Origin of the sequence: Amycolatopsis nigrescens CSC17Ta-90, assembly GCF_000384315.1 — a bacterium.
GTDB classification, from domain to species: Bacteria; Actinomycetota; Actinomycetes; order Mycobacteriales; family Pseudonocardiaceae; genus Amycolatopsis; species Amycolatopsis nigrescens.
Genome location: NZ_ARVW01000001.1, coordinates 287,842 through 310,058 on the forward strand (window position 1 = coordinate 287,842; position 22,217 = coordinate 310,058).

The following is a 22,217-nucleotide window of genomic DNA, read 5'->3' on the forward strand; positions in this document are numbered from 1 at the left end:
GGTTGCTCTGCCGCAGGTCGTACTCCGGTGTCTGCCTCGAGGCAGATCCGGTGCGGGCGCTTCCGGGCTACGCTCGGCTGGTGTTGGCCTTGTTCAGGCGTTCCCCGTTGGCAGCGGACATCGGGCTCGCCGTGCTCATCGGACTATCCACTGTGGTCACCGCCGTCGATGACGAGGGCTTCTCCTGGTGGGTCATGAGCATCACCGGTCTGGCGTCACTCCTGGTGCGACATCGCCTGCCCGTAGTCACTTTCGCGGCCGGAATGCTGGTCGCGTTCCTGCACCTGGTGATGGGCAACGACCTTCGCCCGGTCGACGTCGTCGCGTTGATCGGCCTGTTCTCCGTCACGGCGTGGGGGCCGCGACGGTTTTCCCTTGCCTTGCTGGCGTCGGGTCTGCTCGCCGCCGGGACGTGGTCGTACTACGCGGCCGAGGCCAACTCGCACTCGGTCGGCCCGGCCCCGGTGCCGTCGGTGATCATCATCGATCCGTTCAGCCCGCCCGAGGACGTCGGCCGCGACCAGGTCCAGGACTGGGGCGGTTTCCCCGCGCTGGGGTTGTCCCTCGCGGTAGCGTGGTTGGCCGGGCTCAACACGCGGCAGCGCCGGATCCGGCTGGCCGTGCTCGAACAACGCAACGCGGACCTCGAACACGAGCGGGACATCCAGGCCGCGCTGGCGGTGGCCGCCGAACGCGGGCGGATCAGCCGCGAACTCCACGACGTCGTCGCACACGCGCTTTCGGTCGTGGTGCTGCAGGCCCAAGGCGCGCAGGCCGAACTGGACCGGCGGCCCGAACGGTCGAGGGAGGCGCTGGGCGCGATCGTGGAGACCGGGCGCACCGCGCTGAGCGAAATCCGGCGGCTGCTCGGCTCGCTCGGCCAGGACGCGCCGGACTGGGAACCGCGGCCGGGCGCGGAACGCCTGCCGCGGCTGGTCGCCGACGTGCGAGCGGCGGGTACGCCCGTCGAGTTCCACGTCGAAGGCGAACCTCGGCCACTTCCGGCCACTGTGGACCTCGCGGCCTACCGCATCGTCCAGGAAGCACTGACGAACGTGCTCAAACACGCCGGCCGCGACGCTTCGGCGGCTATCGTGATGCGTTATGCGCCGGAGGCATTGGAGGTCGAGGTGACCGACGACGGCGTCGCGGCGAAGCCTCCGTCCGAAACCGGGAATGGGCTCGAGGGAATGCGAGAACGAGTGCACGTGCTGGGCGGCACCTTCGAAGCGGGTCCGCGCGAGGAACGCGGCTTCGCCGTGCGCGCGACCCTGCCGTCATGACGATCCAGGTGGTGATCGCCGACGACCAGGCACTGGTGCGCACCGGCCTGCGGATGATCCTGGACAACGCGCCGGACATCGAGGTCGTCGGCGAAGCGGGAAACGGGCTGGAGGCGGTCGACCTGGTCGCGAGTACTGACCCCGACGTCGTCCTGATGGACATCCGGATGCCCGAAATGGACGGCGTCCAGGCCACCACCGCGATCGCCGCCGCGCACCGCGCACGCGTCCTCGTCCTGACCACCTTCGACCTCGACGAGTACGTCTACGCCGCACTTCGAGCTGGCGCCAGCGGCTTCCTGCTCAAAGACGCGCTCGCCCCGGACCTGCTCTCCGCCGTCCGCGTCGTCGCAGCCGGCGAAGCCACCCTCGCCCCCACCGTCACCCGCCGTCTCCTCGACCGCGTCGTCACCGGCCTTCCCGCACCGGCACCCGACGACAAGCTCGCGCTCCTCACCGGCCGCGAACGCGAAGTCCTGCACCAACTCGCCCGCGGGCTCTCCAACGCGGAGATCGCCGAACTCCTGTTCCTGTCCCCCGGCACGGTGAAGACGCACGTCGGCCGCATCCTCACGAAACTCGACCTCCGCGACCGGGTCCAAGCCGTAGTCTTCGCCTACGAATCCGGCATCACCGGCCCGCCGCGCAGGTAGCCGTCGACGGGGCGCACCGGCCGGAGTTCGATCAGTTCGTCCGGCTAGCAGCCCGAACTCGACAGCGCCGAACCCCAGTCATTCCAGCTGTCGTCGATGTAGGCACTCCCCGTTCTCGGCGGCATGTTGATTGTCGGGGAGCCCGGTCGCGGGTCCGAATCGACGCAGTAGAAGATGTCGGTGTTGTTCCGCCAGGAGGACATCTCGTCGTCGAATCCCGGACCCCCGTTGTTGCAGGGGACTCCGGCCGGACACGGGATCAACCCGAAGTCGGGATGGTAGTTCCCGGCAGGCCAGCGGACCTGCATCTCCCGCCATGCCGACTCGGTGTAGAGACAGATCCATCCACTGGGACAGGGAATGCCCTCCGGTGCGGTGGTTATGCAGTACGCCGTCGGTCCCGAGCCGTGACACGTCGTCGACGCCGACGAGGCCATGGTGGCCTCGGTCAACGAGGACTCGTCGACTGACGCGGTCGCCGGTGTCGCCCCCATCGTGAACGCGAGCGCGGTGGCGGCCAAGAAGATCTTGAAGGCTCGCATAGATACCCCCTTTCACGGACTCGATGCACTTTCCATGTCGACCTCGTTTTACTGCCTAGAATTGACCATCAGGCCGCGCGGGGCTCCCCGGTCATGACAGACCAACCGGGGAGCACTGGCCGGAGTTCGATCAGCTCGCCCGGCTAGCAGCCCGAACTCGACAGCGCCGAAGCCTGGTCGTTCCACACGTCGCCGAGGTAGCCACCCTTTGTCATCGGCGGCATATCGTTGTTCAGACCTGGCGCCGCATCCCAGTTAATGCAGTAGAGAATACTGGTATTGTTCACCCAGGAAGTCGCCGCATCGTTTAATCCCGGAATCCTGGCGAAGTTGGGGTGGTGGTTCCCGGCGGGCCAGCTGAACATCACCCCTCGGTAGTCCGCGTCGGTGAAGAGACATATCCATCCACCGGAACAGGGAATCTGCCCGCTCTGGACGGTTTTGCAGTACCGGGTCAGCCCGGATTCATGACACGTCGTCGACGCCGGCGAGGACATGGTGGCCTCGGTCAACGAGGACTCGTCGGCTGACGCGGTCCCCGGCATCGCCCCCATCGTGAACGCGAGTGCGGCAACGGCTAAGACGATCTTGAATGCTCGCATGGATACCCCTTTTTTGAGGAATTGAGCAGGTGCATCCGAAGGGTAACCGTCCGATCTCGCGGAATTCTTGCGGTGCTCTTGAAGTTGTTCTTGAAACCCGCTAGACACCAGTGCAGTCGCTACTTTCGGGGGGAGAGCTGGTGACAGCGGAGTTCGTGACCTTCGGGAACGTCGAGATGTGGCTTAACGGCCGATTGGTCGACATCGGCTACCCGCGGCAGCGATACGTGCTGGCCGCCCTTCTGTTCGACGTCAATCGCACGGTTCGGGCGGAGGAACTGATCGTCCGGGTGTGGGGTGAAAATCCGCCACACCGCGCTCGGGGCACACTGCACACCTACCTGTCCCACCTCCGAAAAGCCCTGAGCTGCGCACGGGACATCCGGATCATCCGGCAGGTCGGCGGCTACACGCTCACCACCGACCCGCTGGCCGTGGATCTGCACCGCTTTCGCCGGCTGATCGGCCAAGCGCGCGCAGCCGACGACCAGGATGACGCGGTGCGACTGCTGGAAGCGGCGCTCGACCTGGTGCGAGGGGATTTCTGCACCGGGGTGGACACACCGTGGATGTCCTTCGTGCGCGAGTCCCTGGACCAGGAACGCATCGCGGCCGAACTCGACCTCGCCGATCTCAAACTGCGCGGCGGCTCGCACACCGAACTGGTGCCCGAGCTGGCCGCCCGCACCGCGCAGCGACCACTGGACGAACGGCTGGCCGGGCAGTTCATGCTCGCGCTGGCCCGCAGCGGCCGACCGGCGGACGCCCTTGCCCACTACCAGAAGACCCGTGGCCTGCTGGCTGAGGAACTCGGCATTGATCCCGACACCGCCCTGCGGGAATTGCACCAGCGGATACTGGTCGCCGATTCCGTGATCACCCACTCGGCGCCGGCGACCGAGCCGCCGACCCCGCGCCAGCTGCCCGCGACCACCGGCCTGTTCACCGGGCGCGCCACCGAGCTGGCACGACTCACCGAACTGCGACACCACGCAACCAAGGCGAGCGACCCGGCGGTGATCGGGGTGATCGGGGGTGGCGGGGTCGGCAAGACCTGGTTGGCGTTGCGCTGGGCGCACGAGCACGTCCACGAGTTCCCGGACGGGCAGCTGTTCGTGGAGCTGCACGGTTTCGCTCCGTCCAGCCCGCCCCTGCCGGTGGCCGAGGCGATGCGGGGATTGCTTCAGGCCCTCGGAGTGGCGCCCGGGGCGATCCCCGCCGAATCGCACGCCCAGACCGGGTTGTACCGCAGCCTGGTCGCCGGTAAACGGCTACTGGTCGTGCTGGACAACGCGCGGGATACCAGCCAGGTCGTGCCGCTGCTGCCGGGCAGCCCGACCTGCGTGGTCGTGGTCACCAGCCGCCACCAGCTCACCGGACTGGCCGTTGAGCACGGCGCGGACATCGTGCCACTGGACGTGTTCAACACCGCCGACGCGACCGCGCTGCTCGCGCGTTGCGCCGGGGCCGGCAGGGTGACGGCCGAGCCGGATGCCCTCGCCGCGTTGGTCGACCGGTGCGGGCGGCTGCCGCTGGCAGTGGGCATCGTCGCCGCCAGAGCCACCGCCCACCCCGGTTTCCCACTGACGGCCCTGGCGGCCGAACTCGAAGGGGCCGACCGGTTGGACGCCCTGACCAGCGGCGAGCTGACCGCCAATGTGCGAGCGGTGCTGACCAGTTCGCGGCACGCCCTGGACAGCCAGGCCGCCCTGCTGCTCGGGCTGGTCGGTCTGGCACCCGGTCCGGACATCGGTGTGCCCGCCGCCGCCAGCCTGCTCGAGCTGCCGACCAATCGCGCCCGCGCGTTGCTGCAGGAGTTGGTTGCCGTGCACCTGGTGCACGAGCACCACCCCAACCGGTACCGCATGCACGACCTCGTTCGCCTGTACGCCGCCGAACGCGCCCTCGCCGACCACCCCGCGGCGGTCCGCGCCGCGGCCCTGCGGCGCCTGACCGACTACTACCTGCGTACGGCCTCGACGGCCACCGACATCCTCCTCGCCCGCGCACACCGCCCCCGGCCGCTCAGCCAGCACCCGCCCACCTCGGCTCCGGTGCCCAGCACCTACGACGAGGCGTTGACCTGGCTGGAATCCGAACGCCCCAACCTGCTCGCCCTCGCCGCCCGCAGCGACGAGCCGACGGTCCTCGGTGAGCTGTCCCGCACCCTGCGGCACTATCTCGACCTCCGCGGCTACCACGAGGACGCCCGCACCCTGCACACGGCCGCCCTCGCCGCCGCCCGCAGAACCGGCGACCGCGGCCTGGAAGCCCACACGCTGGTTGCGCTCAGCCTGGTCCAATGGCGCTGGGGCCGCTACACCCATGCGGCACTCCAGCAGTGCCATGCGGTCGCCGTCGCCCGCCGGCACGACCACCCGGACATCGAGGGCTACGCACTGCACTACCTTGGCTCGACCGCCGCACGCCTGGGAAACTACGAACTGGCCCTCCGGTTCCACTGGCAAAGCCTGGCGCTCAGCCGCGCGATCGGCGACCACGACATCGAAGGCTGCAACCTCGACGCCATCGGCATCGTCCACTGGTACCTCGGCGACTACGAGCAGGCGCTCGAATACTCACAGCAGGGCCTCGCACTGGCCCGCCGCACGGGCAACCTGTACGTCGAAGCACACGCGCTGAACAACCTCGGCCTCATTCACCACCGCACCGAACGCTACGCCGAAGCGCGAAGACGGTTCGAACAAGCATTGGCGCTCGCCCGCAGCAGCGGCAGCCGCTATGTGGAAAGCAACGCCCTCAACGGTCTCGGCCTCGTGCACCGCGAGCTAGGCGATGTCCAGCAGGCACGCGCCTACCTCCAGCAAGCCATCGAAGCCGCCCGCGAAACCGGCAACCGCAGCCACGAAGCCGAAATACACAACAACCTTGGCGAGCTCGCCCAGCACACCGGAGACCCAGCCACCGCACTGAAACACCACCAGCAAGCCCTCACCATCACCCAGGCCACCAGCGAACCCCTCGGCCAAGCCACCGCCCACAACCACCTCGCCACCTGCTACCGCGACCTTGACCAGCCCCATCGCGCCCGCCAGCACCGAGAAACAGCCCGCACCCTCCACCGCGACCTCGGCACACCCCCGCACGGAACGGCCAACGGTGCGTGCTGCTAGCGGATCCGGAACCGCCGCATCATCTTCAGCCCGGAAAGCATGCCTTCGACGTACTTTTCGTAGGCCTGGCCGGGCCGGGGCGCCATGACCTGCTTCTTGAGCACCGCCATGTTCTTGACGTCGGTGTACTTGAGCATGCCCTGGTCGCCGTGGCGGGCGCCGACTCCGGAGCTCTTGACGCCACCGGACGGGGTTCCCTTCGAGGCGTAGGCGGTGGCGAGGATGTCGTTGATGTTGACGTTGCCCGAATCGATGCGCGCGGCCACCGCTCTGGCGGCGTCGAGGTCGGTGCCCCAGACCGAGGCGTTGAGGCCGTAGTCGGTGTCGTTGGCGAGCGCCACGGCCTCGTCGACGGTGCGGTACCTGTGCAGTGCGACAACGGGTCCGAACGTTTCGGTGACGCCGCAGAGCATGTCCTTCGTGACGCCTTCGAGGATCGTCGGTTCGAAGAACGCGGGACCGAGGTCGGGCCGGGGCTTCCCACCACAAAGGACGGTGGCGCCCTTCTCGACGGCGTCGTCGACGTGCGATTTGACGCGGCGCATGTGGTCGACGGAGACGAGCGACCCCATCTCGGGGCCGAAGTCGTAGGCGGCGCGGACGTCGAGCGCCTCGGCCTTGGCCACGTACGCCTTCTTGAACTCGTCGTAGCGGGACTCCGGCAGGTAGATCCGCTCGATGTGCATGCAGATCTGGCCGGTGTTGCCGAAGGCGCCGAAGATCGCGCCCTGCGCGGCCTCGGCCAGGTCCGCGTCCTCCAGCACGATCATCGGGTTCTTGCCGCCGAGTTCGAGGCAGCAGCCGATGAGATTCTTGCCCGCCCGTTCGCCGATCACCCGACCGGTGGCCGTGGAGCCGGTGAACATGACGTAGTCGGCCTGGTCGATCAGCGTGGGGCCGACGTCCGGGCCCTCACCGCAGACCACCTGGAACAGGCCCTTCGGCAGGCCGGCCGCTTCCAGCAGCTGAACGCCGTAGAGCGGCGAGAGCGCCGTCTTGTTGTCGGGTTTCAGCACGACCGCGTTGCCGGCCATCAGTGCCGGTATGGCGTCGGAAATGCCGGTGGCGAAGGGAAAGTTCCACGGCGCGATGATGCCGACCACGCCCTTGGGCTGCCGGATCTCGGTCGACGTCGTCAGGAACGGCACCGGCCCGCCGCGTTTGGTCGGCGCCAGCAGTTTCGCGGCCCGCTTGAGATAGTGGCTCAGCACCATCGACGGGTCGCAGGTCTCCTCGATCGCCATCCGCCGGTTCTTACCGCTCTCGACCTGGATGAGATCGGTGACCGTCGAGGCGTTGCCGATGAAGAGCGCGTGCGCCCGCTTGAACACCTCCAGCCGCTGCTTGAGCGGCGTCGCGGCCCACTTTTCCTGGGCGGCGCGCGCGGTGGCGAACGCCTGCTCGATGTCGGACGGCGTCGATTGCGGCAGCTCGACGAGCAGGTCCCCGGTGTAGACCTCGGTGAGTTTCCAGGCCGCGCCGGACGAACCCGGCACTCTCTCGACGAGCCGTCGCAGGAACGCGTCGGTCGTCGACGCCGGGCGGGTGAGCGCGAGCGGGGCGACGGTCATGGCCCTCTTTCCGTCAGTTGTCCGAGAGGACGAGCTGCGCGCCCATCTCGCCGATCATGATGGCTGGCGCGTTGGTGTTGCCGCCGGTGATCGACGGCATGATCGAGGTGTCGCAGACCCGGAGCCCGTCGACGCCGCGGACCTTGAGGTCGGGGCCGACGACCGCGAGCTCGTCGACGCCCATCCGGCAGGTGCCGACGCCGTGGTAGACCGACGTCGCGCGATTCAGGATCGCGTCGCGCAGCTCCTGGCCCCGCAATCCCTTGCCGGGGTGGAGCTCTTCCTTGATCGAACCCCGGAACGCCTTCGAGGCGAGGATCTCGCGCGCCATCTCCGATCCCTCGCCGAGCACTTCGAGGTCGGCCGGGTCGGACAGGTACTGGGGGTCGATCAGCGGCGCCACCTTGGGATCGGCCGACGCGAGCCGGAGCGTGCCGCGGCTCTTCGGGTAGATCAGGGTGGTCAGCACGGTGAGCGCCGGCCGCTTGTCGACGTCGTGCCGGATCGGCGCGTCCTGGTTGGGCGTGACGTACGCCCACGGCAGGAGGTGCAACTGGAGGTCCGGGACGTCGGCGGCCTGGGACGTCTTGAGGAACGCGACCGCCTCGAAGACCGAGTTCGCCAGGAACGTGGTGCCGGGCTTGAGGAGTTCCTTGACGAGACCGCGCGCGAAGTACGGCGGGGTGCCCTTGTTCTTGCTGGACGACGCGTGGAAGGTCAGCGCGTGGAACATGTGGTCGTGCAGGTTGTCGCCGACCGGCAGGTCCGCGAGCACGTCGATGCCGTGCTCCTGCAGGTGCTCGGCGTGGCCGATGCCGGACAGCATGAGCAGTTGCGCGGAGCCGACGAACCCGGCCGAGAGGATGACCTCCTTGCCGGCGCGCAGGGTGCGCCGGGTTCCGTTCGCGTCGACGACCTCGACCCCGACGGCACGGCCGTTCTCGATGACGACCTTCTTCGCCAGTACCCCGGACTGCACTTCCAGCGTCCGGGGCGCGAGATGGTGGACGTAACCGCGCGAGGCGCTGTAGCGCAGGCCGTCCGCGGCGTTCTGCTGCATGCGGCTGACGCCCTCTTGCGACTCGGCGTTGTAGTCGTCGAGGATCTGGCAGCCGACCGCGTCGGCGGTCGCCTCGAGGAACTGCAGCGTCCCCTCCTGCGGGGTCTTGTTGCGGGTGACCCGGATCGGCCCGCCCGCGCCCCGGAACGCGTTCTCGCCGTCCTCGAAGTCCTCCATCCGCTTGTAGGCGGCGTTGACGCTGTCGGCGTCCCAGCCCTTGTTGCCCTCGGCGGCCCACGAGTCGAAGTTGGCGCGGTTGCCGCGGACGTAGACCATGCCGTTGATGGAGCTGGAGCCGCCGACCACCTTGCCGCGCGGCACCGGCATCCGGCGATCTAGAACATGTTTCTGCGGCACCGAGTAGTAGCCCCAGTCGAACGGCTTCTTGAGCTGGGGCACCGCGTGCATCGGCCCGACCAGCCCCGGCTTCTTGACGAGCATCTTCTCGTCGCTCTTGCCCGCTTCGAGCACGATCACGCTGGCACCCGACTCCGCCAGCCGGCCCGCGATCGCGGCCCCCGAACTGCCCGATCCGACGACCACGTAATCGGCCTCGTCGCCCCGCGGCGCCCTTTTCGCCATTTCCGCTCCTCGGTCCGCCCGCCACCCAGAACTGCAACTTGTTCTAGTTCTGGTCACCGTATAGCGGAACCACCCGGTTCCGCAATGGCGCCCTCGGACGAGACCGGGGCGGCGCCTCCACTCGGAGGTGCCGCCCCGGTTGTCCACCGCCCGACGTCAGCGCAGCGGTTCGAGCGCCTTCGCCAGCGGCTCCAGCACGGCCGGGGTGTGCGGCGGCGGTAGGTAGATGATCGCCAGGTCGAGGCCCACTTCGCCGAGGGCTTCGGCGTCCGCGGCGACCTTGGCGTAGTCGTTGTCCGCGCCGAGGCGGACGTGCGCGGACAACGTGATCTCGCTCGGGTCCCGGCCGATGTCCGCGCAATGACGGTGCAGCACGTCACGCTTGTGCGCGAACTCCTCGGGCGTGCCGCCCACGAAGTTCCAGTGCTGCGCGTACTTCGCGGTCGTGCGCAAAGTCCGCTTCTCGCCACTGCCACCGATGCAGATCGGCGGATGCGGCATCTGCACACCCTTCGGCTCACAGCGGGCGTCGGTCAGCTGGTAGTGCGCACCCTGGAAGGTGGTGCTCTGCTGGGTCAGCAGCCCGACGAGGACCTCGCAGCCCTCCTCGAACCGGTCGCTCCGATTCTTGATCGAACCGAGTTCCATACCGTATGCGCCGGACTCCTCTTCGTTCCAGCCCGCGCCGATCCCGATTTCCAGCCGGCCGCCGGAAACGATGTCGAGCGTCGCGGCCATGTTCGCGAGCAGCGCCGGGTGGCGGTAGTGGATCCCGCTGACCAGCGTGCCCAGCCGGAGCCGCTTCGTGGCCTGGGCGAGGGCGGTGAGCGTGACCCACCCTTCCAGGCAAGGACCGGTCGAATCCGAGAAAATGGGATAGAAGTGATCGAAGGTCCAGCCGGATTCGAAGGGCTCGATCTCGTCTGCGGCCTGCCATACGGCGAGCATGTCGGCCCAAACGGTGTCCTGGGGCGAGGTCTTGATGGCGAATCGCATGATCATGATCGTAAACCTGGAGTTCCTCCAGGCGGGGGCGTCGCGGCGCCGGTAGCTACCCCGACCTGCTTGACGGTCTTGATCACCTGATCGCCTTCCCGCTCGCTAACCGGTACAGGTGGCGTTGCGGATCGGCTTGGCCTGGCTCTGCACGACGCCGGCCGCGGTGGCGCCCTGGATCTGGAAGCAGTACCGCAGCACCGGGTCGATCCGCACCCGGTGGGTGGTGGTCCGGCCGAGGACCTCGGTCGTGTTCTGCTGCCCCTCCGGCGCGACGACCACCGCGGACTCCAGCGGCATGCTGCTGCGCCAGGACAGCTCGACGAAGTCGCCCTTGTCCACCGGGTCGTCCAGTTCGAGGCGCAGGGGCGCACCACCGGGCTGGGTCGGCGCCGGAGCGGCGATCCGCACCGGGGAGCCGGGCACGTCGAGCTTCGCGGGCTGGTTCAGCAACAGCACCACCGCGGCGACCGACAGCACCGACAGCGCCCCGAGGGCGGTGCGGACGACCCCCGCCTTCGGTTTGCCCCGCATGGTGTCCTCGGGCCCGTACTGCACGAGCAGCTCGCCCCTCGGCGACGGGAGCAGGGCGGGCCCCGGCATCGGCGCGGCCGGCTGTGCCGGTTGTGGCCTGGCGACGTTGCTCGCGAACGTACCGCCGAAATCGTCGAACGCGGGTGCCCGCACCGGGCCGATCATGGCGCCGATCCGGGCGGCCACCGTCGCCGCGTCGAGGGGTCGGGCATCCGGATTCTTCGCCAGCAGTGCGGACACGAGGTGGCCGAGCCCGGGTGGCAGGTCGGTGCGCGCCAGCGCGGGCACCGGAACACTGAGCGTGCGCAGCAGCCGCTCGTCCGGCTGCTCGCCGACGCGCCCCTGGTGCGGTGATGCGCCCGACAGCGCGAAGTACAGCACGGCGCCGAGCTCGTACAGGTCCGTCCGCTCGTCGCAGATGCCGTCGCGCACGGTCTCCGGCGCCAGGAAGTCGACACCAGCGGTGACGCCACTGGGAAAGGTGCGGCGCAACGTGCAGCCGAAGTCGGTGAGCACCGGTTCCCCGGACGACCGGAACAGCACGTTGCCCGGCGTGACGCCGCCGTGCACGAGCCCCGCCGCGTGCGCGACGGCGAGGGCGCCGGCCAGCGCACTGCCCAGCACGAGGGCGTCGGAAACGGTCAGCGGGCCGAACGAGCCGACCAGTTCCGGCAGCGACTGGGAACACAGCTCCATCCGCAGCGCGCACCGCCCGTCGGGCAGTTCCTCGACCCGGTCGGCCACCAGCACCTGCGCCCGCGCGCGCAGCTCGGCCAGTTCGCGCAGTTCGGCCTCGAGCCGGCCGCGGGTGCGCCGGTCGACCGGCCCCGGGTAGACCTTGAGCGCGAACGTCGCATTGCCCTGCCGCTCGACTCCGGCGAACACGGTGGCGACCGGACCCGCACCCAGTGGGACCAGCTCGTCGTGTCCGGGAAGTGCCGTCATCGCGGTAGTCGCGGTGGCTAAGCGGGGGATTCCCGGCCGTCCGCGCCGGTGAGTCGGTTGACCGCGCCGGTCCCCTGTGCGTCCGCCGAACGGTAGTCGGCGACGCAGCCCATCGCGTCGTCGCACAACGTGCCGTAGGAGTTGGGGATGCCATCGGCCTTCGCCGTGAGCTGCTCGGCCAGCGGCCCGTACTTCTCCAGGAACGCCTGCGCGAGCAGGTCGCTGCCGATTCCCGCCTGGCCGGCCTGGAGCGCCTGCTTGTGCCTTTCCCACGCACTGCCGAAGGTTTCGCCCGCAGCCCGCAACTGGTTGATGCCCCGCGTCACGGCGTCCGGGTCCATGTCGTAGTCCGCCATCAGTCTCCCTCGATTTCCTTGTCGAGCTGGTGCAGCAACCTGTCCTCGGGCGTCCCCGACCGGGTATGCCGGGGGCGCGGACGCTCGTCCGCCGCCAGGTCGGCCGGGGTGTCCGGTGCGAGCGTGCGGACGAACGAGCGGAAGTCGTCGAGCACCGCGCCGACCTGGTCGCCGGTGCAGGTCAGCGCCGCCCGCACGACGGCGCCGCGGCTCTGGTCGGCCGAAGTCCCCAGTACCAGGTACACCTGGCATTGCAGCAACTCGTGTGCGATGCCGCCGATGTTCGCGGTGACCCGCAGGTCCTGCGTCAGGCCCGGCGCTCGCACCGAACCGACCTCCTGGCGGCTCACCACCGCGATGTCCTGCGCGGACTCGCCGAGCACGCGCACCGATTCCTCGGCCACGCCGGCGAGCCCGTCCTCCCTGACCTCACCGTCGACGGCGATGTTCGCGGTGAACCCCGAGCCCTGTGTCGCCGAGTTCAGCGCGACGAACGCCGCGCCCGGCGCGCCCACCTCGTCCGGAGGCGCCGGCCGCCAGCCGTCCGGCAGCTCGAACCGGACCGCCACGGGCAGTTGTGTGACCATGATTTCCTCACTCGTGCTGTCGTACTGATGGGCGGGCGGTCACCATTCGCCGGGGCCCCTCATCATTCGGTCTTTGAAGGCGTTCCAACCCGAGCCGACGGAATCCGCGGCTTTCCGCGCGGTCTCGGTGATCTTTTCGGTGTCGACTTGCAGGTCGACACCGGCCGAAGCGCCGAGGCCGAGAGAAAAGCCGGGCTTGGCGCGGAGGTGGAACTTGCCGTCCTCGCCAATCCCCGCTTCGAAATCGGCATCCAGGCCGAAACCCTCCCGGAACTCGCCCGTGAGGCCCACCCCGATACCGCCGATGTCCCCGGCGACGCGACCGCTGTACGAGGTTCCCTCGAAGCCGCCGACGCTCCCCCCGAGCTTGCCGGGAGTAGCCGTCAGACCGGCCCCGACCTTGGCCCCGGTCGCCTGCTCGTACTTGCCTTCGAAACCGTACAGACCGTGGTCGAGGCGACCGTAGTACGAGTCCTTCATCCCTTTGAAGGTTTCCGTTGTGTGCGAAAGCCCCCCGTTGGTAGCGGAGCCGAAGTAGGTGTTCTCGGTCCCGACCAGGTGCTCCTCTTCCGTCTTCGCATCGAACGGGCCGAGGGTGCCGTTCCACTCGTCCTTGCGGTGATTCCCGGTGATCACCTTCTGCTCGCCGAGCTTGCCCTGCTTCGGGAGGTCGCTTTCGGACTTGTCGACGACATACGGCCCAGGAGCGCCCAGCTCCCGCACGGCCTCGCCCAGCTTGTCGGTCGCCTGCCGCGTGGTGTCCTGCACGCCCTCCCATGCCTTGCCGGCTTCGTCGGTGGCGCGTGCCACGCCGTCCGACACGTCACGACCGACCTGCTGGGCACGATCCAACGTGTCGCGGCCGAATTGTTTCGCGCCGTCCCATAGGTCGCGACCGATCTCTCCCGCACCGTCCAAAACCTTGCCGGCACCGTCTTTCGCGCCGTCCACCACGTCCGAGAACCCGTCCCGGATGTCCTGGATCGCCCGTTCGGTCGCCTGCCGACCGCGGTTCACGGCGTCACTGACCATGCGGTCCCGCACGAGGCCTCCCTCGTCCGGAGGCAGGGTGCCCGCCATTTCGTAGATGTGGCCGTCCTGCTTCAGGTCATCCGCCCTCTCCTGCTTGAGCCCGTCGGTGATGTCGGCGGTGCGGACGAGGTCACTCGCGCGCCGGTCCATGTCCTCGCCGATCCTTCTGGTCTCATCGGCCTTGGCGGTAAGGTCGGCGCTGAACGTCTGCGCCGCCGGATCTCGCCAGTCCGCATCGGTGGCGTTGCGTGCGCCGATGGCGCCATCGGCAAGTTGCCGTGCACCGTCGGCTCCTTTGTTCAGCTCGCCGCCCGCGTCGCGCATCGCCCCGGTGTCCGCCGTGGGCATCGGCTCCTCGGCGAGCACGCGCTGCTCGTACCCATCGTCACCGACCTTTTCACCGACCTTGTCGCGGCCATCTTGCCCAGTGGACGGTTTCTCCGCCGACGGGTTGCCCTGAACCTGCGACTCGGCCGACGTGTGCTGCTGGTCGCCCGCGTTGGGCTGCCCGGTGGCGTCCTTGTCGGCCTTTTCCTTTTCGGTACTGCCTTTGTCGGTACTGCCTTTGTCGGTACCGCCATTTTCGGTACCGCCGTTGTTGGCCGTGGGCTCGCCCTTCGAGCCGCCGTTCTCGGCAGGCTTTCCGGACCCGGAATCAGCAGCGGCCTGCTGGTCGCTGCCGCCGCTGTTCGCGGGTGCGTTGCCACCGCCCCCACCGCCGCTGGGTGCGTTGCCGGCGCCTTCCGCTGATGACTCGGCCATCTCAGTACTCCCTGAACCGTGAACCCGATGAAGCAGAACCCCAGTGTCGATTTAGGACCATGCACGTGGTGGCCGGTGGCCTGATCCGGCCACCGGTGAACAGCACGAAAATGTCCCGGCGCGCGTACACGCCGGAACATTTTCGTGCACGGGTCACATACCGGAGCCCAGCCTCCCGGACGACCGCTGCACCGCGGCCATGTTCTCCTGGTTGCAGGTCTGGACACCCTGATTCATGGCCTGCATCAGTTCCTGCCCGGCGGCCATCACCTGCTGGCACGCCTTGCTGATGTCCGCGAACTGCGTGCCTGCCTGGTCCTGCCAGTCGGCCTGGGTCATTCCCGAGGCCTGGCCCCAGGAATCGATCGATTGCTGGACGCCCTGGAGGGCGCCGTTCATATTGGACGACAGCCCATCCAGGGCGCCGAAAACCGCAAGCTTACGCACGTTTCAACTCCTATCCCTTGTCATCATGCGTTGTGCGCTACTCACACCGCGCGGAGCAACCCGGCGAACGCGTAGGTCTGGCCGGACGGCGTGCCTGCGCCAGCATCGGGCGCGCTGCCGAGGCCGCCACCGGCCCCGCCACCGAAACCGAAGCCGCCACCGAAACCGCCACCACCGCCGAATCCGCCACCGCCACCGCCACCGAATCCGCCGCCACCGCCGCCACCACTGCCGCCACCGCCGTTGAAGCAGGTGGCACCCTGCTGGTCCACATCGAGGTAGTCGTTCATGGCGAACCTGGTGTCACCTCCCAGCTTCTCCAGCTTCTGGCACAGGTCGCGGATCGCCATGTCCCACTTCTTGTGCGCCCCGAGCAGCGCCTGCGACTGCTCCATGTTCCACTGCGCGGGAATCACGGAGCTCACCTCGCCCTGGAGCTTGTTGCGGTGCCCTTCGATCTCCTGCACGATCGTTGTCGCTATTTGCACCACCCGAGCGAGTGTGTCTGTGTTGGCATCCATCATGCCGCCACCAGTCACAGCATTCTCCTTCCATCCATACGGCTCACGCCGTTCTTTGCCCCTGCGCCGCCAAATCGAAATCCAGTCGACGGCAGGGCCGTCAAAGAACGCTATTCCGGTCACGGCCGCCAGCGGGGCGCGCGGCACGTTCCTGCCAGGCTCTCAGCTGATTTCTCAGCGGAACCAGCGTGGGTCGAACAGGGCCCGCACGCGCGCGCCGATCGGGCGAGCGGCGAGGCCGCGGCGGATGACCAGCACCGAACGCCACGCCTGACCGGCCGTGTCGCCGTCCGCGCCGGCCCCCGACCAGAGCGCGGTGTCCAACTGGCCGGCCAGCTGCCCCAGACCGTCCACAACGGACTTGTCGAAGGCCGGCTCGGCGACGCGGGCCAGGTCCCGCGCGGTCATCCCGCGGGTGACTCGCGCCCCGTGCACGCGAAGCAGATCCCTGGCTTCTTGCCAGGCCGCCACGACACCGGGCGCGCCCTGCCGGCGCTTCCTGCGCTGGGTTCGGACCACCCTGACCATCGGGATCGTGACCGTGGCCAGCACGATCAAGGCGAGCAGCACGAACGCGGCCGGCAGCACCGGCACGCCACCGCCGAGCCCCGCGTTCGACTGGGCCCCCGGCTGGGAATCGGGCAGCGGCGGGTCGTGCAGTTCCTGCGCGGGCGGGAGTTCGGCCCGCGCCTTCGCGGTGACCTCGGCCAGTCCGGCCATGGCCGCAGCGGAGTCCCCCGCCCCGCCGGTCGGATCGAGCGGGACCCAGCCGACCCCGGTCACCGCGACTTCCGGCCAGGCGAGCACGTTCCCGTTGCGCACCACCGCGCGGCCGTCCACCCCCGGCTCCGGTGCGCGGAAGCCGACCACGAGCCGGGCCTGGATGCCCACCAGCTTCGCCATGGCCACATAGGACGCGGCGAACTGCTCACTGGTGCCCCGCTTGTTCACCAGCAGGAACTCGCTCAGCTGCGGCCATCCGTTTCCGGTCGGCAGGTCGGCGCCGGTGGCCACCCGGTAGTTCTGGCTCAGGAACCGCTCCAGCGCCAATGCGGTCTGGAAGGACGGACGCAACCCGCCAGTGGCCGCGCGCGCCAGTTCGGTGATCCCGGCCGGGATCACCCCGAGGTCGCCACCCCCGCTCGTGGCCGGATCGAGTGCGGCACCGGCCAGTCCGGCCGGGTCGATGACCGGTTCCCACCACCGCAGGCCGTAACTCACCGGCTCGGACCGGCCGGGCAGCAGCAGCATGCCCGAGCCGGGGCTGACCAACGGCGCCGCCCCGTCGACCGAGGCTGGCATCGACTGGCTCGGCACCCACGGCTGGTCGGGCGAACCCGGCCCGACGGTGATCTGCGCCGAGTGCGCCGTGGTCGGCACGGTGACCGAAGGCGGCGAACCCAACTCGGTCCCGAGCCGCCGGTACTCGCCCCCTTTCGACCAGGTGACACCGTTGAACTCGGTCAGCACGACCAGCCGCCACCTGTCCACCTCGTCGGCGCTCGCATAGCTGAAGACCGGCACGTCCGGTCGCTCCAAGCGGGTGGCCACCTCGTCGAGCGGGTTGACCGACCTGGTCCTCGCCGCCGGGACCGGCGCGTTCTGGTACAGCGAGTACGCCGGTTGCCTGCCCTGGTCGGCAACCGTGACGACAACGGCCCCGAGCACGCCGAGCAGCGTCGTCGGCACCAGCAGCAGTGCCGCCGTGCCACGCCACGCCGGTCGCACCGCGCCCGGCCTCGACGTCGTGAACAGCGCGGCCACGACCGCCGCATAACCGAGGGCGACGACCGTCGCGACCGTCCCGGACAGCGCGACATAAGCCTGGCTCAACCCGAGCACCGCCAGCGCCGGCAGCACCGCCACCGCGGGCCAGCGCAGCGATTCGATCCCCAGCACGGCCGCCAGCAACACGGCAAGCGGCACGAACAGCAGTAGTTCGGCGTCGGGCCGCACCGGCCAGGTCGACTGCAGGGTGAGCTGCCAGGACTCGGTCACCCCACCGAGCAGTGCCCGCACCGTGCCGGCCGTCGGCAGGCCGGCCGGCATGGTGTCGCCGAGTTCGACCTCGGCCAGCCCGAGCAGACCCGCGACGAGCGCGAGCACCGGGCGCCACGGCCCGAGCGAGGGGAACCGCGCGCACAGTTCGGCCACCGCGTAGCAGGCCACCAGCACGACCGCGATCGGCGGCACGAGCGGCCACAACCCGAACACCGGGGCGAAGAGCAGACCGGATCCGGCTCCGGCAAGCAGCACGCAGGCGACGGCGACCCGGGAGGTCATCGGGCGACCACCGCGTTCCACCTCCGCGCGGCGTCCGCCGCGTCCGCGGCGGAAAGCACGCTGACACCGGGCACCGCCGGGGATTCGCCGATGCCGAGCGCGACCACGAGCACGTTCGAGTAGTGCGGTTTCGCGGCCACGAGCGCCAAGCGGTCGGCCGGCGAGACGGCCGAGGTGATCACCACCAGGCTGCCGCCACCGGACCTGGGCAGGGTGCCCGGCCACAGCGGCAGCCCCGCGTCCCGCGCCCGGTCCAACACGCTCAACTGATCGAGCAACTGCCGGACCGCGGGCGCACCGCCGGCCGTGGCGACGTCGACGCCGCACGAGGTGACCAAGCGGCACCGGCGGTCCGCCTTCGCCGCGGCGACGACGAGCGAAGCAGCGAGGTCAACGGCCTCCTCGAAGGCCGCACCGGCCGGGGCCTCCCGCCGGTTGTCGAGCAAGGCGGTGAAGCGTGGCTGGTTCGGATCGGCGTAGTCGCGGACCATCAGCCGGCCGGTGCGCGCAGTCGCCTTCCAATGCAGGTGACGCACCTCGTCCCCGACGATGTACTCACGTACCTCGCGCAGGTCGAGCGAGCCGAGCAGGGACCGGTCCGTGCTGGTCCCCTCATGGTGATGCCGCGGATGGCCGCCGTCGATCGCACCGATCGGATGGGTTCGCGGATGCACCCACAGCGTTGCGATGTCCCCTGTGGACAGTCGGCTGCGGCCGAGGCGGAGTGCGTCGAGCCGATCGAGCGTGAGCGGGCCGACCTGGTAGCGCCCGCGGTCGCGGGTCGGCAGTTCGTAGTGGTAGACCGCTTCACTTCCCGGCGTGAGCCGCCGCACGGACACCGACCGGAAACCGGTGTCCACCCGATCGCCCGCGGTGAAACCGGCCTGGGCGCGCGTGCCGGGGTTGGCCACCCGCAACCGGGCGAACGCCGGGCGCCCCCGCTCGACCCGATCCGGGTAGACCCCCCTGGTTACCACCACCCCAGGGCGGCGGGTGGTGACCGCCACGGCGGCCAATACCGCGCCGGCCGAGGCACCGGCCAGCGCGAGCAGCACCGGGTACCCCGCCAAGTGGCCGGCTCCGAAAAGGATCACCGCGGCCACGAGCGTCGCAACCCCGCGCCTGGTCAGCCGCATCGTCAGACTCCCGCCGCGCTCATCTCCGGCACCGGGGTCGCGGCGAGCACCTCATCGACGACGGCGGCGGGTGAGCGTCCGCTCAGCTGGGCTTCGGCGGTACGGATCAACCGGTGCTCCAGCACCGGGTGCGCCACGGCCTTGATGTCGTCGGGGGTGACGAACCCGCGGCCGTGCGTGGCCGCCACCGCCTGTGCCGCCCGGACGAGTGCGATGCTGCCGCGCGGGCTGACCCCGTAGGTGAGCGCCACGTGCTCGCGGGTGGCGGCGGCGAGCCTCGCGGCGTACTCGCAGACGGCCCGGTCGACGTGGGTCGCGCGCACCTGCGCCACCGCGGCCCGCACGTCCGCGATGTCCACGACCGGTGGCAGGTCGTCGGGATGGACCCCGGCGCAGTCGCTCATGATCACCATGACCTCGGAGGCGAGATCCGGGTAGCCGATCCGCAGCCGCATCAGGAACCTGTCGAGCTGCGCCTCGGGCAGCCGGTAGGTGCCCTCCATTTCGATGGGGTTCTGGGTGGCGATCACCAGGAAGGGCTTGGGCACCTCGTGCCGCACCGAGTCGACGGTGACGGTCGCCTCGGCCATCACCTCGAGCAGTGCCGACTGCGTTTTCGGGGTACCGCGGTTGATCTCGTCGGCGAGCACGATGTTGGCGAAAACGCCACCGGGATGGAACGCGAACCGCTCCTCGTGCTGGTGGTAGACCTGCACGCCGGTGATGTCACCCGGCATCAGGTCCGGGGTGAACTGGATCCGGTGCCAGCGGCCACCGATACTCCGCGCGAGGCACCGGGCCAGTGTCGTCTTGCCGAGCCCGGGGACGTCCTCGATCAGCAGGTGCCCCTCGGCGAGCAGTGCGGCTATCGCCAGGCGCACGACCTGCGGCTTGCCGCGGATCACGGCCTGCACGTTGGCCGCGATCCGTTCGTAGACCTCGCCGGCCGCTGCCGGTGTCACCTGACTCATCGGGGCTCCCAGTAGAGCTTGTTGGAACTGATCTTGCCGTTCGGCGTGGAAACCGAGATCCACACCGTTTCGCCGGGCACGTCGTAGGCGAGCTCGTTGTAGGTCCCGTCACCGCTCGCGTTGGTGCTGAACTCCTCGGTCCGAACGTTGCCGTTGCTGGTCGAGCTCAACGTGATGTCGTAGGTGGTGCTCGGCTCGAAGCCCCGCATCGTCGCGTTCACGTAGGAGCAGTCCGGTTTCTCGCACGAGTCGAACGAGCCGTCCCTGCCGCGGACGATGTTGATCCCCCGCTCCGGCACGGTGATCGACGCGCTCCCCACGGCACCCTGCAGGGTCTGCCCGGTCGCGGTACGAGTGACCGCCCGGACTTCGAACGTGACGGTCTGACCGGGTTTGAGTCCTGTGTAGACGGTGTTCGTCCCCTGCACCGTTTTCGTGCCGAGCCCGGTCGCACCGACCGCGTAGTGCACGAGTGTCCCGCCGCGCAGATCAGGGGCGCTCCAGCTCACGTTCGCGTCGCCGTTCTGGTAGCGCGCGGTCACGGCGGGCGCCTTCGCCGCGGCGAACGGAGCCACCGGCTCGGCGGACGCGCCGGGACCGGTACCCACCTGGTTGATCGCGGTCACGGTCAGCACGTACTGCGTACCGTTGGTGAGGCCGTTGACGGTCGCCTCGCGGGCGCCGCCGCTCACGGTCACCGAACCGGTCTGGCCCGAGTTCGTCCGCCAGGACACCCGGTAGGACGTGATCGCCGAGCGATTGTCCGCGGCCGCGCCCCAGTTGACTTTCGCCGTCCCGTCCCCTGCCGAGGCTCGCACCGAAGCCGGGGCGCCCGGCGGGCCGGCCGGGATCGCCGGCTGCCGCTGCTCGACCGGCTTGGCCGGTGGTGGCACCTTCGGCGTTTTCGGGCCCGGTGACTGCTTCGGCGGCTCCCCTGCCTGCCTCGGCTCACTCTGCTGGCGCGGATCGGGTGGCCCACTGGCCGGCTGGTTCGCCGGCGGACCGGCGTCCGGGACCGGCACCGGCGCGGGAAGGGCCGGTTTACCGACCACCGGGACGTCCTGGATCTTCCCATCCGTGCCGACGATCAACACCCGGCTGCCCGCGCCGTCCTCGATGTAGGCCCGGTTGTCCTCGCCGCGGCTGAGCCGTGGCTCGCCGGAGTCGCGCGGGAGCGGTTTGGTGTCCCGGTGCGCGCCGTCGGCGCCGTAGGTGAGCACCGTGCCGCTCGCGCGGTCGAGCACGGCGACCGCCGGGCCTGCCGCGACCGGCCCAAGGTAGTCGCCGGGTGGCAGCGGTACCGTGACCGGCGTCGCTGGCGGGTTCATCGGGTCAGCGAGGAGCAGGCGGTGCGCGGACCTGTCGAGGATCGCCACCTTGCCACCGACCTCGGTGGGCGCCAGCCCCGAGTCGGGCGAGACAGGAACACCGATCGGTACTCCGGCGCCGAGCACGCCGTCCTCGATGCGGTGCAACGTGGCCGAGGTCAGGTCGACGAACTCGGGCCGGTCGCCGACCACGGTCAGCGCGCCGGCGTGGTCCTTCGGCACGGTCACCGGGCACGACGAAATGCGCTCGGCGCCCTTCGGCAGGGTGCACACCAGCCCGGCACCGGTGCGGTGCAACCACAACGTGCCGTCCCCGGTAACCACCGGGTCGCCGACCGCACCGCCCGTGGACAGGGTCGTGGGGTTCCCGCCGAGCCGAACGATCTTGCCCGCGTTGCGGTACACGAGGTACGGCCCGCCCTCGGTCTCGATACCCACCGGGACCTCGTCCACCGGCGGGACGATCGTCTGCTCCACCATCAGGGTCGACTTGCCGAAGGCGGTGATCCGGGAGCTACCGACGACATAGCTGCTGGTCTCGCCCTGCACCACCTGGCTGCCGGGGGTGCCGGGAACCGTGGCCTGCGCGTCGATGTTCGCGGTGGCGCCGTCGACGTGAAACGCCTTCTGCAGCACCGAGTTGAAGACCCAGTGCCCGGTCAGCGCGAACCGGGTGTCCGGCGCGGGCTGCGCGGCCCCGCTGAGCACGGCGACCAGTGCCGTCACGCATACGATCGCGGACAACGCGAACGGCGCGCGCCTGCGCCAGACCGCACCATTCCGCTTCGCCGTCGCGCCGGCCGTGGCCGCCAGCCATCCGTCACTGGCCTGCGAAGGGCCTTTTGCCATGGCGAGGAACGTAACAGCGCGGCTCGGGAGGGGTCCCGGAGTG

General features: G+C 69.6%; 18 protein-coding genes. 3 read left to right on the forward strand and 15 right to left on the reverse strand.

Annotated elements, in window-relative coordinates; translation table 11 throughout:
* Positions 1 to 80 precede the first annotated feature (80 nt).
* Positions 81 to 1,283: a sensor histidine kinase gene (locus AMYNI_RS0101310; protein WP_026359931.1), complete on the forward strand. Its 1,203-nt coding sequence runs from the start codon at positions 81 to 83 to the stop codon at positions 1,281 to 1,283.
* On the forward strand, positions 1,280 to 1,936 hold the full coding sequence (locus tag AMYNI_RS0101315) for a response regulator (RefSeq protein WP_020666155.1): 657 nt from the start codon (positions 1,280 to 1,282) through the stop codon (positions 1,934 to 1,936). Before AMYNI_RS0101310 ends, AMYNI_RS0101315 begins: the two co-directional genes overlap by 4 nt.
* Before the next feature lie 44 nt (positions 1,937 to 1,980).
* Here AMYNI_RS0101315 and AMYNI_RS0101320 read toward each other — a convergent pair whose 3' ends face one another.
* Positions 1,981 to 2,478, reverse strand: coding sequence for a peptidase inhibitor family I36 protein (locus AMYNI_RS0101320; RefSeq protein WP_020666156.1), 498 nt, complete (start codon positions 2,476 to 2,478; stop codon positions 1,981 to 1,983).
* A gap of 143 nt (positions 2,479 to 2,621) precedes the next feature.
* Positions 2,622 to 3,080, reverse strand: a complete 459-nt coding sequence (locus AMYNI_RS0101325) for a peptidase inhibitor family I36 protein (protein ID WP_020666157.1) — start codon at positions 3,078 to 3,080, stop codon at positions 2,622 to 2,624.
* Positions 3,081 to 3,220: 140 nt separating this feature from the next.
* Between AMYNI_RS0101325 and AMYNI_RS43270 the strand changes: the two genes are divergently transcribed.
* Positions 3,221 to 6,214 (forward strand): AfsR/SARP family transcriptional regulator, encoded by a 2,994-nt coding sequence (locus tag AMYNI_RS43270; protein WP_020666158.1) that lies wholly within the window; start codon positions 3,221 to 3,223, stop codon positions 6,212 to 6,214.
* On the opposite strand, the gene AMYNI_RS0101335 is transcribed toward AMYNI_RS43270, so the two are convergent.
* The 13 genes from AMYNI_RS0101335 to AMYNI_RS43290 form a co-directional block, all read right to left on the reverse strand.
* Entirely contained in the window at positions 6,211 to 7,785 is a 1,575-nt protein-coding gene (locus AMYNI_RS0101335) for a succinic semialdehyde dehydrogenase (protein WP_020666159.1), read from the reverse strand. The two genes, AMYNI_RS43270 and AMYNI_RS0101335, sit on opposite strands and share 4 nt — an antisense overlap.
* A gap of 13 nt (positions 7,786 to 7,798) precedes the next feature.
* Complete coding sequence (locus tag AMYNI_RS0101340) at positions 7,799 to 9,427, reverse strand: GMC family oxidoreductase (protein ID WP_020666160.1); 1,629 nt, start codon at positions 9,425 to 9,427, stop codon at positions 7,799 to 7,801.
* A gap of 156 nt (positions 9,428 to 9,583) precedes the next feature.
* Positions 9,584 to 10,423 carry an LLM class F420-dependent oxidoreductase gene (locus AMYNI_RS0101345; protein WP_026359932.1) on the reverse strand — a complete coding sequence of 280 codons (840 nt, stop codon included), beginning with the start codon at positions 10,421 to 10,423 and terminating at the stop codon, positions 9,584 to 9,586.
* A 105-nt stretch (positions 10,424 to 10,528) separates the two neighbouring features.
* A complete protein-coding gene (locus AMYNI_RS0101350) occupies positions 10,529 to 11,902 on the reverse strand; it encodes a serine/threonine protein kinase (protein ID WP_026359933.1) in 1,374 nt (457 codons plus the stop codon).
* A 17-nt stretch (positions 11,903 to 11,919) separates the two neighbouring features.
* Positions 11,920 to 12,258 (reverse strand): hypothetical protein, encoded by a 339-nt coding sequence (locus AMYNI_RS0101355; RefSeq protein ID WP_020666162.1) that lies wholly within the window; start codon positions 12,256 to 12,258, stop codon positions 11,920 to 11,922.
* The gene (locus AMYNI_RS43275) at positions 12,258 to 12,845 is read right to left on the reverse strand and encodes a hypothetical protein (RefSeq protein WP_020666163.1); all 588 of its coding nucleotides are present in this window, start codon (positions 12,843 to 12,845) and stop codon (positions 12,258 to 12,260) included. The genes AMYNI_RS0101355 and AMYNI_RS43275 overlap by 1 nt, the downstream gene beginning before the upstream one ends.
* A 39-nt stretch (positions 12,846 to 12,884) precedes the next feature.
* Positions 12,885 to 14,639, reverse strand: coding sequence for a hypothetical protein (locus AMYNI_RS46950; protein WP_020666164.1), 1,755 nt, complete (start codon positions 14,637 to 14,639; stop codon positions 12,885 to 12,887).
* 153 nt (positions 14,640 to 14,792) lie between these two features.
* Positions 14,793 to 15,086: a hypothetical protein gene (locus tag AMYNI_RS0101370; protein WP_020666165.1), complete on the reverse strand. Its 294-nt coding sequence runs from the start codon at positions 15,084 to 15,086 to the stop codon at positions 14,793 to 14,795.
* A gap of 41 nt (positions 15,087 to 15,127) precedes the next feature.
* Complete coding sequence (locus tag AMYNI_RS0101375) at positions 15,128 to 15,577, reverse strand: WXG100 family type VII secretion target (RefSeq protein ID WP_245573848.1); 450 nt, start codon at positions 15,575 to 15,577, stop codon at positions 15,128 to 15,130.
* A gap of 204 nt (positions 15,578 to 15,781) precedes the next feature.
* Positions 15,782 to 17,890 (reverse strand): transglutaminase TgpA family protein, encoded by a 2,109-nt coding sequence (locus tag AMYNI_RS0101380; RefSeq protein ID WP_020666167.1) that lies wholly within the window; start codon positions 17,888 to 17,890, stop codon positions 15,782 to 15,784.
* Positions 17,887 to 19,026 carry a DUF58 domain-containing protein gene (locus AMYNI_RS0101385; RefSeq protein WP_020666168.1) on the reverse strand — a complete coding sequence of 380 codons (1,140 nt, stop codon included), beginning with the start codon at positions 19,024 to 19,026 and terminating at the stop codon, positions 17,887 to 17,889. The genes AMYNI_RS0101380 and AMYNI_RS0101385 overlap by 4 nt, the downstream gene beginning before the upstream one ends.
* 2 nt (positions 19,027 to 19,028) lie before the next feature.
* The gene (locus AMYNI_RS0101390) at positions 19,029 to 19,997 is read right to left on the reverse strand and encodes an AAA family ATPase (protein ID WP_040405422.1); all 969 of its coding nucleotides are present in this window, start codon (positions 19,995 to 19,997) and stop codon (positions 19,029 to 19,031) included.
* Entirely contained in the window at positions 19,994 to 22,174 is a 2,181-nt protein-coding gene (locus AMYNI_RS43290; RefSeq protein WP_020666170.1) for a fibronectin type III domain-containing protein, read from the reverse strand. Before AMYNI_RS43290 ends, AMYNI_RS0101390 begins: the two co-directional genes overlap by 4 nt.
* Positions 22,175 to 22,217: the final 43 nt, after the last annotated feature.